Origin of the sequence: Microbispora siamensis (genome assembly GCF_016863095.1) — a bacterium.
Lineage (GTDB): Bacteria > Actinomycetota > Actinomycetes > Streptosporangiales > Streptosporangiaceae > Microbispora > Microbispora siamensis.
Map to the genome: position 1 here is coordinate 31,986 of NZ_BOOF01000024.1, position 13,396 is coordinate 45,381.

Consider the following 13,396-nt stretch of genomic DNA (forward strand, 5'->3'; position numbering starts at 1 on the left):
GCTCCCGAGCGCGATTCGCTAGCCTTCCAAACATGGCCGCCATCGCTCCTGCCGAACGACACAACGCCGTAGCGGAGATGCCGGACGAACTCCGCGCTGACGTGCGCCTATTGGGTGGACTACTGGGTCAGGTGATCGCCGAGCACGGCGGCCCCGACCTCCTCGCCGACGTGGAACGGCTCCGGAAGGCGGTGATCGCGGCGCGGCGTCAGGAGACGACGGCCGACGAGGTCGCCGCCCTGGTGGCCGAATGGCCCGTGGACCGCGCCGTGCAGATCGCCCGGGCCTTCACCTGCTACTTCCATCTCGCCAACCTCGCCGAGGAGCACTACCGCATCCGCACCCTGCGGCAGCGCGACAAGGACGACGTGCCGCTGCGCGAGTCCCTCGCGGAGGCCGTGCAGCGGCTGCGCGGGGACGACCGGCTCCAGGACCTGATCGACGAGCTGGAGTTCCGGCCCGTGCTGACCGCTCACCCCACGGAGGCGCGGCGGCGGGCGATCGTCACCGCGATCCAGCGGATCAGCGCCCAGCTCGACGCCTACAACACCCCCGGACGGGGCGCCGCCGAGCGGGAGGAGGCCCACCGGCGGCTGCTCGAGGAGATCGACATCCTGTGGCGGAGCGCCCAGCTCCGTCACACCAAGCTCGACCCGCTGGACGAGGTCCGTACGGCGATGGCGGCGTTCGACGAGACGCTGTTCCGGACGGTGCCGCTGATCTACCGCTCGCTCGACGCGGCGCTCGGGCCCGGCACCGGGACGCGGGAGCCGCTGGCCAAGGCGTACATCCGCTACGGAAGCTGGATCGGCGGCGACCGCGACGGCAACCCCAACGTCACCGCCAAGGTGACCAGGGAGGCCATCCAGATCCAGGCCGAGCACGTGCTGATCGCGCTGGAGAACGCCACCACCCGGATCGGCAGGTCGCTCACCCTCGCCAGTGTCTTCACGCCGCCGTCCGCCGAGCTGCGGGCCGCGCTCGCGCAGGCCGAGGACGACCACCCCGACCTGGTGTCGGAGATGGCCACCCGGTCGCCGCGGGAGCCGCACCGTCAGTGGCTGATGTTCGTGGCGGCCAGGATCGCCGCGACCCGCCGCCGCGACCTCGACCTCGCCTACCGCGCGCCCGCGGAGCTGCTGGCCGACCTGCGGCTCACGCAGGACTCCCTGCGCGGCGCCGGCGCCGTACGGCAGGCGTACGGCGAGCTGCAGCACCTGATCTGGCAGGTCGAGACCTTCGGTTTCCACCTGGCGGAGCTGGAGGTGCGCCAGCATTCGGCGGTGCACGCGGCGGCGCTCAAGGAGATCGCCTCCGGCACGCCGTCGGAGCGCACCGAGGAGGTCCTGGCCACGATCCGGGTGATCGGGTGGATCCAGGAGCGCTTCGGCGTGACCGCGTGCTCCCGCTACGTCGTCTCGTTCACCCGCTCCGCCGACGACATCGCGGCGGTGTACGAGCTGGCCAGGCACGCCCTGGGCGACCGCGCCCCGGTGCTCGACGTGGTCCCCCTGTTCGAGTCGGGCGCGGACCTCGACAACTCCACCGCCGTGCTGGAGGGCATGGTCGCGCTGGAGCCCGTGCGCCGGCGGCTCGCCGAGAACGGGCGGCGCATGGAGGTCATGCTCGGCTACTCCGACTCGGCCAAGGAACTCGGCCCGGCGGCGGCCACCCTGCGCCTGTACGACGCGCAGGCGGCGCTGGCCGCCTGGGCCGCGGCCAACGACATCAGGCTCAGGCTCTTCCACGGTCGCGGCGGCGCGCTCGGCCGGGGCGGCGGCCCCGCCAACCGCGCGGTGCTCGCCCAGGCCCCCGGCTCGGTCGCCGGGCGGTTCAAGGTCACCGAGCAGGGCGAGGTCATCTTCGCGCGGTACGGCCACTCGGCGATCGCCAAGCGGCACATCGAGCAGGTCACCAACGCCGTGCTGCTCGCGTCCACCTCGGCGGTGGAGTCGAGCACGGCCGCCGCGGCGGCGAAGTTCCGCGGGCTGGCCGACACCGTGGCCGCGGCCTCCGAGCGCGCCTACCGGGCGCTGACCGAGGCCCCGGGCTTCCCGGAGTGGTTCGCGCTGGTCAGCCCGCTTGAGGAGATCGGCTCGCTGCGGCTCGGCTCCCGGCCCGCGCGGCGCGGCCTCGGCGCGCCCCGCTCGCTGGACGACCTGCGGGCCATCCCGTGGGTGTTCGCGTGGGCCCAGACGCGGGTCAACCTCCCCGGCTGGTACGGCCTGGGCAGCGGCCTGGCCGCCGTGGTCACCGACGGCGGCATGGCCGAACTGCGCTCGGCCTACCAGGAGTGGCCGCTGTTCGCCGCGATGCTGGACAACGCGGAGATGTCGCTGGCCAAGACCGACCGCTCGATCGCGTCCCGCTACCTGGCCCTGGGCGGCCGGAGCGACTTCGCCGAGCAGGTCCTGGAGGAGTACGACCTGACGAGGCGGCTGGTGCTGGAGGTGACCGGCCACGCCCGCCTGCTGGAGAACCGGCGGGTGCTGTCGCGGGCCGTGCAGCTGCGCGACCCCTACGTGGACGCGCTCAGCCACCTCCAGTTGCGGGCGCTGTCGGCGCTACGGGCGCCGGGCGACCTGTCGGAGGAGGAGCGCGAGCGCCTGTCCACGCTGCTGCTGCTCAGCGTGAACGGCGTCGCGGCCGGCCTGCAGAACACCGGCTGACGTACCGACCGGCCGGGCGCCCGGGGATCCGGGCGCCCGGCCGGATCACGGCGTCCCGGCCGCCTGCTCGACCTCGATCCGCCCGACCTCGATCCGCTCGGGACAGGCGTAGATGTTGAAGCGCTCCTCGCGCAGGAACCCCACGAGCGTGATGCCGAACTCGCGCGCCAGGTCGACGGCGAGCGAGGAGGGCGCGGACACGGCGCACACGATCTGGATCCCGGCGCTCGCGGCCTTCTGCATGATCTCGTAGCCGACCCGGCCGCTGACCATCAGCACGTGCCGGTCGAGGAGGGTCCGGCCGCCGAGCAGCGCCCAGCCGACCAGCTTGTCCACGGCGTTGTGCCGCCCCACGTCCTCCCGCACCGCCACCGGCGTGCCTTCTGGCGTGAACAGCCCGGCGGCGTGCAGCCCGCCCGTCCTGCCGAACACCCCCTGGGCCTCCCGCAGCCGGTCCGGCAGGCCGTACAGGGTGGTGGCGGACACGGCGACCGGCGGGCGCACGGCCGGCACGGCGCAGCGGTCGCGCAGGGCGTCGAGGCTCGCCGTGCCGCAGACGCCGCACGCGCTCGACGTCAGGAAGTTGCGCGCCGCGGCGCCGAGGTCGGGCAGCCGGGAGGCGGTGAGCCGCACGGTCACGGTGTTGTAGCGCGCCTCGGGGTCCAGGTCCGCGTCCGTGCAGTAGCCGATGGCGGCGATGTCGCCGGGGCCGGCGATCCCCTCACCGTGCAGGAACCCCGCCGCGAGCTCGAAGTCCGCGCCCGGCGTCCGCATCGTGATCGCCACCGTACGGCTCTCGCCCCCGGCCAGGAGCCGGATCTCCAGCGGCTCCTCCGTGGCGAGGTCGTCACGCCGGTCGCGTACGGCCGATCCCGACACCCTCCGGACGCGTGACCGCGTGACGGGTCCCAGACGGGCAGTGGGCCGCGCCGCGCCGTCCCGTTCCATGTGTTCCTCCTTGGCGGCATGGCTGCCGTTCTCTCCCGTACGCAGCCTGCCATGCCACGGTCAGCAAGGGTCGGCACGGGTCAGCACGGATCAGCGTCGTCCGCCGGGTGGCGCGCGGGACGACCGGCGCACAGGCGCGTCACGGCGCGTACGACGGACGCCACGGGGATGTCGGCCATGCAGGCGGGGCCTGCCGGGGACAGCGGGCATTCGGCCGTCCACCAGCACGGCTGCTCGGTGATGGCCGTGGGCCTGCGGTGCGGGCAGCCCGGCAGCCCCTGCAGGTCGGCGGAGCCCACCCCATCCCGGGAGCCGAGGCCGTACCGGCCGGCCCAGGTGGGACCGAACAGCCCGACGGTGGCCGCCCCGGCCGCGGCGGCCAGCCGCAGCGGCCCGGTGTCGCCGCCCACGACCACGCCGCCGCGACGGGCCACGGCGGCGAAGCACGCGGCGAGCCCGCGCAGGCCGCACCGCGGCAGCGTGGCCACCTCCGGGCCGAATACCGCGTCCTCTGCGCCGCGCTTGGGCGGCGCGTCGGGGGTGAGCAGGGGGTGGCCGCGCCGGGCCAGCGACGCGGCGAGTTCCCGCCAGCGCCCGGCCGGCCATCGCTTGACGTCCATGCCCGCGTCCGTGATCAGCACGACCGGAGGCCGCACTGTGACGGCCGGGAGGCGGTGCGCGAGCACGCTCTCGCCGTACGCGATCTCGGCCGGCGTCAGGCGCACGGCCGGACGGGCGAGGGCGTCCTCGGGCCGCAGCAGGCCCTCGGCGAGCAGGATGCGCAGGTAGCGTTCGCCGACCGGCTCGTCCGGGGGCGGGCGACGCCACAGGTCGGTGACGCAGCGGGCGCCCGAGGCGGCGAGGAGGTCCGGGATTCCGTCGTAGCGGGTGGTGGTGACCGCGAGATCCGGGCGCCGCGCGGCCAGCGCCTCGGCCACCGCCTCCCGCTCCGCGCCCGCGCCGCCGTGGCGGGGGGTGAGCACCCGCGTGACGGCGGGGTCGCCGCGCAGGAGGGCGGCGCCGGGCTCGTGGGTGAGCACGCGCAGCGACCCACCGGGGTTGCGGCGGGCCAGGCCGTGCACGACGGGCAGGAGCATGATCAGGTCGCCGATCCCGCCGAGCAGGTCGACGACCAGGATCTCCCGGTACGGCTCACGCATCCGGGCGGCCGAGCGGGCGGCGCGGGCCGGCCAGGGTCTCGTACAGCGCGCGGTGGGCGGCGGCGACCCGGGACCAGGAATGGCGGGCGGCGAGCCGCCGGGCCGCCCTGCCCATGCGCCGCCGCGCCCCGGGGTCGTCGAGCAGCGGCGCGACGGCCGCCGTGATGGCGGCGGCGTCGCGGCGGGCCCTGATCACGGCGACGGCCTCCCCGAGCGGGAGGGTGGGATCGGGCTCGTCGGGCACGGTGACCGCGGTCGGCAGCCCGTGCGCCAGCATCGTGAGCAGCGCGCCGCTCTTGGTCGTCACCCCGGCGGTGAAGGGCAGGACCCCCGCGTCCGCCGCGTGCAGGAGCTCCGACACCCGGGCGGCGGGCAGGTGCCCGGTGAACGTGACCGCGCCGGCGACGCCGTGCCGCGCGGCCAGCGCCTCCAGTTCCGTGCGGAAGGCCCGGGCCTCGGCCTCCGGCAGCGCCTGGGAGGTGAAGCCGCCCACGACCAGCAGGCGCAGGCGGGGGCGCGCCGCGCGCAACGTGGGCAGGGCCTCGACGAGCTGCCGCACGCCTTTCACGGGGTGCACGAACCCGAAGAAGGCGAGCAGCGGGTCGTCCCGCCCCATGCCGAGCCGGTCCCGCACCCGCACGCGCGCCTGCCGTCCGCCGCCGTGGTCCACGACGTTCGGCGCCAGCGGCACCTCCACGGCGGCCGTTCCGACGCGCCGCCTGACCTGGCGAGCGTGGGAGGCGTTCGTCACCACCACGAGAGCGCTGGCGGGCACCAGCCGCCCGGTCTCCCGGTCCCACAGGCGGGCGCGTTCCAGGGGCCGCCAGACGGGGCCCGGCACCCATCCGGGGGCCGCCCACCAGCCGTACTCGTGCAGGGTGGTCACCAGCGGCGCGCCGGGCGGCAGCAGGGGCGGCAGCAGTCCGGGCAGCCCGGAGAACCGGTAGGCCGAAGGGGCGAACTGCACGTGGACCACGTCCGGGCGCAGCCGCCGCACCCGCCGGGCGGCGTCGAGCGTGGCCGGCAGCCAGTGCCAGGGGGAGCGGGCCCCCGGCGATCCCACGGGCACCCCCACCGCCTCGACTCCGGCGTCCCCGAGCGCGCCGACGAGCCGTTCGACGTAGTCGCCGACGCCGTCGCGGTCGGCGGGCCCGGGACCGTGGACCATGGCCACGCGGATCCGGCCGTCCCCCGTCACGGTCACCGTCCCCTCCTCGGCGTCGCTGCCGGGGAGGTGCCCGAGGGACTTTCAGGGCAAACCATACGTTTATTGGGCTTTATGTCCCTTTTTCGAGGGGTACGCGCAGGAAATGGAGCATCCCGCGGCGCTCGCCGGCCCGCCGGTCCCGTGGCGGAGGCTCGCCCGCGTGCTCGCGATCCGCCCCGACAACCTCGGCGACGTCGTGATGGCCGGCCCGGCGCTGCGGGCGCTGCGGCGGGCCGCTCCCCGCGCCCGGCTCGATCTGCTGGCCGCCCCCGCGGGCGCCGCCGTGGCCGGGCTGCTCCCCGAGGTGGACGGCGTGCTCACCGCCTCGGTCTCGTGGCAGAAGACGGGCGGGGAGGACGTCCCGGTCACCGACGACCTGGATCTCGTCGAGCGGATCGGCTGGGGCGGCTACGAGGCGGTGGTGATCCTGACCTCGTTCTCCCAGGCCCCCTGGCCGGCCGCGTACCTCTGCCGGCTCGCCGGGGTGCCCGTACGGGTCGGCATGTCCAAGGAGTTCGGCGGGGTGGGGCTGACCCACTGGGTGCCCTCGCCGCCCGACGAGACCCACCAGGTGGATCGCGCGCTGCACCTGCTCGAACGGGTGGGCGTCCCTCCGGTCGAGGGCAGGCTGCGCGTGCGGGTGCCCGCCGAGGCGGCCCGTACGGCCCGCCGCCTGCTCGGCGCCGGCTCCGGAGGGGACGGCCACGGGGACGGTCGCGGAAGGCGGCCGTGCGCGCTCATCCTTCCCGGGGCCTCCTGCTCCGCGCGGCGCTACCCGGCCGACCGGTTCGCCCGGGTGGCCGGGCTGCTCACGGCCGCCGGGCTGCGGGTCCTCGTGGCGGGCACGGCCAGGGAGGCGCCGCTCGTCGAGGCCACCGGTGCCGGCGTGCCCGGCGCGGTCCTGCTGCCTGGCCGGGTCGACGTACCGGTCCTGGCGGCGCTCATCGACGCCGTCGACGTGGTCGTGTGCAACAACAGCGGCGGGGCGCACCTGGCCGGCGCGCTCGGCACGCCCGTGGTCGTGCTGTTCGCCGGCACCGAGCAGGTGGAGCAGTATCGGCCGCGGTTCGGCCCGGCGTCGATCCTCACGGTGCCCACCGCGTGCTCGCCCTGCCGCCAGTTCGCCTGCCCCTTCGCCCTCGACTGCCTCGACATCCCGCCCGAGCAGGTCGCCGCCGAGGCGCTGCGCCTGGCCGACGAGCGCGGCGGCCCCTGGTGGCGGACCCCGGCGGGCACGCGGGACGCCCGATGACGACGGCCCCGGAGAGCGACGCGCTGATCGCGGCGCCGGGCACAGCGGGGGACGCACCCCCGGGCAGCGGGCGGGACGCGGCACGAGGCCCGGCGCACCGCACTCGGATCCCGGCGCGGGACGGGGCGCAGATCGTCGCACGGAACACGGTGCCGCGTCTGTCGTTCCTCGTGGTCGGCACACCGAGGTCGGGCACCACCGTGACCCAGCGGCTGTGCTGCGAGCTGCCGGACGTGGCGATGCCGCCCGAGACCCACTTCCTGCACCTGTTCGCGCCCGGCCTGCTCGCCAGGCGGCGCTTCCCCCTCACGTGGCCCGAGGTGTGCGACGAGCTGAGCCGGTTCGAGGCGCTGCCCACCTCGGCGGGCCTGCGCCTCGACCGCGCCCGGATGTTCGAGCTGCTCGGCTCGCGCTGCGACCGTCTGATCGACCTGTTCTCCGCTCTGGTCGTCGCGCTGTGCTCGCCGTGTTCCCTCACCGCACGGTGCGGGGACAAGCGGTACGGCGAGAAGACGCCGGAACACCTGCTGTGGTGGCGGGCGATGACGTCGGCCGACCCCGCTCTGAAGATCGTCGGGGTGGTGCGCGATCCGCGTGCCGTGGCCGCCTCGCACCGGGCCGTTCCCTGGGGGATCCGCGATCCGGGCGAGCTCGCCGAGGAGTGGGCCTTCGACCAGCGGTCGCTGCGGGCCGCCCGCCACCGGCTCGGGCCGCGGCGGTGCCTGGTGGTGCGCTACGAGGATCTGGTCGCCGGCCCGGCCGCCTCCCGGGCCCGGCTCGCGGACCGCCCTGGCCGACGAGAGCGGCGCCCCGGGGCCGATAGCCTGGGTGCGTGCCCGACTCGCCGTACACCGATCTCGACCGGCCCCCGCTGTCCGAGACCGCGCTGACCAGGGCGCTGGTGCGCCCCGGCTCGCTGTGGTCGTCCGTACGCGTCGTCGAGCGGACCGGGTCCACCAACGCCGACCTGGCCAGGACCGTGCGTGAGAGCCCGGCAGAGGGCGCCGTGCTGGTGGCGGAGTCGCAGTCCGCCGGCCGGGGCAGGCTCGGGCGCCCGTGGACCGCGCCGCCGCGCTCGGGGCTGACGTTCTCGATGCTGCTGCGGCCGGAGGTGCCGCTCGCCCGGCAGGGCTGGCTGGCGCTGCTGGTCGGCCTCGCCGCCGCCTCGGCCGTACGGCGGATCGCGGAGATCGACGTGCGGCTCAAGTGGCCCAACGACCTCATGGTGGGGGAGCGCAAGCTCGCCGGGATCCTGGCCGAGCGGGTGGACCGCATGGTGGTCGTCGGCATGGGGCTCAACGTCTCGCTGCGGCCGGAGGAGTTGCCCGTGGACCGGGCCACGTCCCTCGCCGTCGAGAACGCCGCCTGCACCGACCGCGACCCGCTGCTGCGCGCGATCCTGCGGGAGGTCGAGTCGCACTACCGCGACTGGACGGCCGCCGACGGCGACGCGGACGCCTCGGGTCTGCGTGCCGCCTACCTCGCGTGGTCGTCCACCGTCGGCCAGGAGGTCAGGGTCGAACTGCCCGGCGAGCGGGTGCTGACGGGCCTGGCGACCGGCGTCGACGCGTCCGGCCACCTGCTCGTACGCGCCGAGGACGGAGAGCACACGCTCAGCGCGGGCGACGTCGTCCACGTCCGCCGTGACACGTCCCGGGAGAACGGCGCCGCAGGCTGACCGAACGCATGCATTCCACCGGCGATCGTGCCACGATTTGCGCCATGGGTCTCCCCGATCAATACCTGGCCGACGGCGAGCGGGTCGTTCTATCGTTCCATCCGCACTGGAAGCGGCTGATCCTGCCGATCCTCGCCCTCATCGTCGTGCTGGCCGCCGCCGTCGCGGCCTTCGTCCTCATCCCCGGCGACTACGAGTACGCGGGGTACGCCCGCGGCGCGGTGGCCGTGGTCGCCTTCGTCGCGCTGGTCCTGTGGACGATCGTCCCCTACCTGCGCTGGGTGACGACGTCCTACACGCTGACCTCGCACCGCTTCGCGATCAGCACCGGAGTGCTGAACAAGTCGGAGGACGACATCCCGCTGGCCAAGGTGAGCAGCGTGAGCTCCGACCAGCGGCTCATGGAGCGCGTCCTGGGATGCGGCACGCTCCGGGTGGAGTCGGCGTCGGAGAAGGGCGACATCGACTACCGCGACATCCCCCAGATCCAGCGCGTACGGCACGAGCTGTTCCGGCTGGTGGAGGACGCCGCGGACGGGAACATCGACGGGGACTGAGCGCGGCGCGGCCTGCGCGCCGTGCGGGGGAGGGGGACGTGGACACAAGCGGGCGGCCCGGCGCCGACGACATGCGGCGGCTGTTCCTGGGGCCGGCGCCGGCCTACACCCGGAGGCAGGTCGCAGAGGCGGCCGGCATCCCGCAGGACCTGGCCGCGCGGATCTGGCGGGCCCTCGGCTTCGCCACGTTCGCCGACGACGCCGTGGCGTTCACCGAAGCCGACCTGGAGGCCCTGCACCGCATCCGCGACCTGCTCGACGCGGAGATGCTCGACGAGCGGACCGTCATCCGCATGGCCAGGGCCCTCGGCCGTACGACCGCGCGGCTCGCCCAGTGGCAGGCCGAGATCATGGTCGACGCGCTGATCGAGCCCGGCGCGCGGGCGGGGGAGGACGCGCTGCGGCAGGTGATGGACACGGTCAGCCGCCTGCTGCCGGACTTCGAGCAGACGCTGGTGCACGTCTGGCGCTCCCAGCTCGCCGCGACCGCGAGCCGGCTGGTCTCCCTCGCCGAGCCTGGCGAGGACGTCTCGCCGACCCGGCCGAGGCTCGCGGTCGGGTTCGCCGACCTCGTCGCCTTTACCCGCGTGTCCCGGGAGCTGGACGAGCTGGCGCTGGCCGACCTGGTCGAGGGGTTCGAGTCGCGGGCCTCCGACGTGATCGCCGCGCACGACGGGCGGCTGGTCAAGACGCTCGGCGACGAGGTGCTCTTCACCGCCGCCGACCCGAGGACCGCGGCCCTCATCGCGCTCGACCTGCTCGACGAGCTCAAGCGGGACGCCGAAGGCCCCGACGTGCGGGTCGGGCTGGCGTACGGCCCGGTGCTCCCGGCGATGGGCGACGTCTTCGGCACGACCGTCAACCTGGCGGCCCGGCTGACGGCGATCGCCAGGCCCGGCACGATCCTGGCCGACAGCGAACTGGCCGCGGGCCTCGCCGGGGCGCCCGGCGTCGACCTGGTCAAACTCCGCCGCCGTCCCGCGCGCGGGCTCGGCGTGGTGGAGCCGTATGTTCTGAGGAGAGCCAGCCGAGAAAGTTGAGGTGCAGGACATGCCGTACGAAGTCCAGGGCGTGGTGGCGCGCGGCAAGGGAGAGGCGGTGACGCTGGAGACCGTCGTCGTGCCGGACCCGGGGCCCGGCGAGGCCGTCGTGAACGTGCAGGCCTGCGGGGTCTGCCACACCGACCTCCACTACCGCGAGGGCGGCATCAACGACGACTTCCCGTTCCTGCTGGGCCACGAGGCCGCGGGCGTCGTCGAGGCGGTCGGCGAGGGCGTGACCGAGGTCGAGCCCGGCGACTACGTGATCCTCAACTGGCGGGCGGTGTGCGGGCAGTGCCGCGCGTGTCTGCGGGGCCGGCCGTGGTACTGCTTCAACACCCACAACGCGACTCAGAAGATGACGCTGGCCGACGGCACCGTGCTCAGCCCGGCGCTCGGCATCGGGGCCTTCCTGGAGAAGACCCTGGTGGCGGCCGGGCAGTGCACGAAGGTCAACCCGGCGGCCAAGCCGGCCGTCGCCGGCCTGCTCGGCTGCGGCGTGATGGCCGGCCTCGGGGCCGCGATCAACACCGGCGGCGTGACCAGGGGCGACACGGTCGCCGTCATCGGCTGCGGCGGCGTGGGCAACGCGGCCATCGCGGGCGCACACCTCGCCGGGGCCCGGACGATCATCGCGGTGGACGTGGACGACCGCAAGCTCGACTGGGCGCGCGGCTTCGGCGCCACGCACACCGTCAACTCGCGCGAGACCGACGCGGTGGAGGCGATCCGCGAGCTGACCGGCGGGTTCGGGGCCGACGTCGTGATCGAGGCGGTAGGCCGCCCCGAGACGTACAAGCAGGCGTTCTACGCCCGCGACCTGGCCGGGACCGTCGTGCTGGTCGGCGTGCCGACACCGGAGATGCAGCTCGAACTGCCGCTGCTCGACGTCTTCGGCCGCGGCGGCGCGCTCAAGTCCTCCTGGTACGGCGACTGCCTGCCCAGCCGCGACTTCCCGATGCTGATCGACCTCTACCTGCAGGGACGGCTCGACCTCGACGGGTTCGTCTCCGAGACGATCGGCCTCGACCAGGTCGAGGAGGCGTTCGGCAAGATGCACCGCGGGGAGGTGCTGCGGTCGGTCGTGGTGCTCTGACGCTCACGCGAGGGGCGGCGCTTGCATTGCCGAGTGCCGCCCCTTTCTGTGCCCTGGATCACGTAGGCAAGCCTTACCAAAGTGAGTTACCTTAGGTATGCCTAACCTTCCTGATGATCCCTGAGAGGCGACCCATGTACGTCTGCATCTGCCGCGCCGTCACCGAGAGCGAGGTGCACGACTGCATCGCCGAGGGGGCGAGGACGGCTCGCCAGGTGCGGGACGCCACCGGTGCAGGGGGGGACTGCGCGTCTTGTGTCCGGAAGATCTGTGCGATCCTGAAACGGTCAGAGGACCTGGTCACCAGCGCATAGATCGAGGAAGCTTATGCAGGGCGACAAAGAGATCATCGCGCTGCTCAACGAGCAGCTCACCTCCGAGCTGACCGCCATCAACCAGTACTTCCTGCACGCCAAGCTGCAGGAGAACTGGGGATATACGAAGCTCGCCGCCATCACGCGGGCCGAGTCCATCGACGAGATGCGGCACGCGGAGGAACTCACCGACCGGATCCTGTTCCTGGAGGGTCTGCCGAACTATCAGAAGCTGAACACCCTGCACATCGGCCAGACCGTCAGGGAGCAGCTTCAGGCGGACCTGGAACTGGAGCTGGGCGTGGTCAAGCGGCTGCGGCCCGGGATCGCCCTCATGCGCGAGCGGGGGGACATCACCTCGGCCACGCTCTTCGAGCGCATCCTGGCCGACGAGGAGCACCACATCGACTACCTGGAGACCGAGCTGGGCCTCCTGGAGAGCCTGGGCGAGCAGCTGTACCTCCAGCGGTACGCGGAGCCGCCGTCGTCCTCCTGAGCCGCGCTCTCCTGATCCGGCGCTCTTCCGGGGCCGCCGCTCCCGGTCGCACGGGAAATCAGATGGACAACGCCCGCCGTCATCGTTTCGGCGGGCGTTTTTCATGCCATTATCCGCTTTCCAGCGACGAAGTTCGGAATGGTGGAGAATAGGGCAGAAGATCGCGTCGGTTGCGTGCTGACTATCCCGGATTTATCAGTGTTTGCCCAGGTCAATTGATGGGTCAACGACAAGTCAAAAGGCGCGCTGTAGCCGGGAAACGATCGCACAAGGTCCTACGATCGCACCATGACCTGCGTACTTCTCGCCGAGGATGACACCTCGATATCCGAGCCGCTGGCGCGTGCCCTGCGCCGGGAGGGCTATCAGGTGGAGGTGAGCCCGGATGGCCCGCAGGCCCTGGAGAGGGCCTTGTCGGGGGGCGTCGACCTGATTGTTCTCGACCTCGGCCTTCCAGAGATGGACGGGCTGGAGGTCGCGCGCCGCATTCGCGCGGAGGGACACGGGACTCCGGTCCTGATCCTCACCGCACGCGTCGACGAAGTCGACACCGTCGTCGGTCTCGACGCCGGGGCCGACGACTATGTGACCAAGCCGTTCCGCCTGGCAGAACTGCTCGCCCGCGTGCGGGCACTGCTCCGGCGCGGAACCTCGGAGACCCCGGTGGTGCAAGGCGTCCGCATCGACGCCGACTCCCGCCGGGCCTGGATGGGAGACAAGGAACTGCACCTGACCACCAAGGAGTTCGACTTGCTGCGCGTGCTCGTACGGGACGCGGGCAAGGTCGTCACCCGCGAGCAGATCATGCGCGAGGTGTGGGACACGAACTGGTGGGGGTCGACGAAGACACTGGACATGCACATCTCGTGGCTGCGCCGGAAGCTGGGCGACGACGCGGCCAAGCCGCGCTACATCACGACCGTCCGAGGGGTCGGCTTCCGTTTCGAGCGCGAGTAGCCGCCGTGGGGCGGTTCAGGGG

13 protein-coding genes are annotated in these 13,396 nt (G+C 73.6%); 10 read left to right on the plus strand and 3 right to left on the minus strand.

The window, feature by feature from the left end:
* Positions 1-32: 32 nt before the first annotated feature.
* Entirely contained in the window at positions 33-2,669 is a 2,637-nt protein-coding gene (locus Msi02_RS20315) for a phosphoenolpyruvate carboxylase (RefSeq protein WP_079320845.1), read from the plus strand.
* 45 nt (positions 2,670-2,714) lie between these two features.
* Here Msi02_RS20315 and fdhD read toward each other — a convergent pair whose 3' ends face one another.
* The 3 genes from fdhD to Msi02_RS20330 form a co-directional block, all read right to left on the minus strand.
* On the minus strand, positions 2,715-3,617 hold the full coding sequence (fdhD, locus tag Msi02_RS20320) for a formate dehydrogenase accessory sulfurtransferase FdhD (protein ID WP_204049797.1): 903 nt from the start codon (positions 3,615-3,617) through the stop codon (positions 2,715-2,717).
* Between the two features lie 80 nt (positions 3,618-3,697).
* The gene (locus Msi02_RS20325) at positions 3,698-4,777 is read right to left on the minus strand and encodes a glycosyltransferase family 9 protein (protein WP_204049798.1); all 1,080 of its coding nucleotides are present in this window, start codon (positions 4,775-4,777) and stop codon (positions 3,698-3,700) included.
* Positions 4,770-5,981: a glycosyltransferase family 4 protein gene (locus Msi02_RS20330; protein ID WP_204049799.1), complete on the minus strand. Its 1,212-nt coding sequence runs from the start codon at positions 5,979-5,981 to the stop codon at positions 4,770-4,772. The genes Msi02_RS20325 and Msi02_RS20330 overlap by 8 nt, the downstream gene beginning before the upstream one ends.
* A gap of 106 nt (positions 5,982-6,087) precedes the next feature.
* Here Msi02_RS20330 and Msi02_RS20335 point away from each other — a divergent pair, with 106 nt between their 5' ends.
* The 9 genes from Msi02_RS20335 to Msi02_RS20375 all read left to right on the plus strand — a co-directional run bounded on the left by Msi02_RS20335 (position 6,088) and on the right by Msi02_RS20375 (position 13,374).
* Positions 6,088-7,236: a glycosyltransferase family 9 protein gene (locus Msi02_RS20335; protein WP_204049800.1), complete on the plus strand. Its 1,149-nt coding sequence runs from the start codon at positions 6,088-6,090 to the stop codon at positions 7,234-7,236.
* Positions 7,233-8,126 carry a sulfotransferase family protein gene (locus Msi02_RS20340; RefSeq protein ID WP_204049801.1) on the plus strand — a complete coding sequence of 298 codons (894 nt, stop codon included), beginning with the start codon at positions 7,233-7,235 and terminating at the stop codon, positions 8,124-8,126. The genes Msi02_RS20335 and Msi02_RS20340 overlap by 4 nt, the downstream gene beginning before the upstream one ends.
* A complete protein-coding gene (locus Msi02_RS20345) occupies positions 8,069-8,914 on the plus strand; it encodes a biotin--[acetyl-CoA-carboxylase] ligase (protein WP_204049802.1) in 846 nt (281 codons plus the stop codon). Before Msi02_RS20340 ends, Msi02_RS20345 begins: the two co-directional genes overlap by 58 nt.
* Positions 8,915-8,958: 44 nt before the next feature.
* On the plus strand, positions 8,959-9,471 hold the full coding sequence (locus Msi02_RS20350; protein ID WP_079316363.1) for a PH domain-containing protein: 513 nt from the start codon (positions 8,959-8,961) through the stop codon (positions 9,469-9,471).
* Positions 9,472-9,509: 38 nt separating this feature from the next.
* On the plus strand, positions 9,510-10,511 hold the full coding sequence (locus Msi02_RS20355) for an adenylate/guanylate cyclase domain-containing protein (RefSeq protein ID WP_239108561.1): 1,002 nt from the start codon (positions 9,510-9,512) through the stop codon (positions 10,509-10,511).
* 10 nt (positions 10,512-10,521) lie between these two features.
* Positions 10,522-11,607 (plus strand): S-(hydroxymethyl)mycothiol dehydrogenase, encoded by a 1,086-nt coding sequence (locus tag Msi02_RS20360; RefSeq protein WP_204049803.1) that lies wholly within the window; start codon positions 10,522-10,524, stop codon positions 11,605-11,607.
* Between the two features lie 134 nt (positions 11,608-11,741).
* Positions 11,742-11,921: a (2Fe-2S)-binding protein gene (locus tag Msi02_RS20365; RefSeq protein WP_079316362.1), complete on the plus strand. Its 180-nt coding sequence runs from the start codon at positions 11,742-11,744 to the stop codon at positions 11,919-11,921.
* Positions 11,922-11,934: 13 nt separating this feature from the next.
* Complete coding sequence (gene bfr / locus Msi02_RS20370; protein WP_030509436.1) at positions 11,935-12,417, plus strand: bacterioferritin; 483 nt, start codon at positions 11,935-11,937, stop codon at positions 12,415-12,417.
* A 288-nt stretch (positions 12,418-12,705) separates the two neighbouring features.
* Positions 12,706-13,374, plus strand: coding sequence for a response regulator transcription factor (locus tag Msi02_RS20375; protein ID WP_030451323.1), 669 nt, complete (start codon positions 12,706-12,708; stop codon positions 13,372-13,374).
* Positions 13,375-13,396 lie beyond the last annotated feature (22 nt).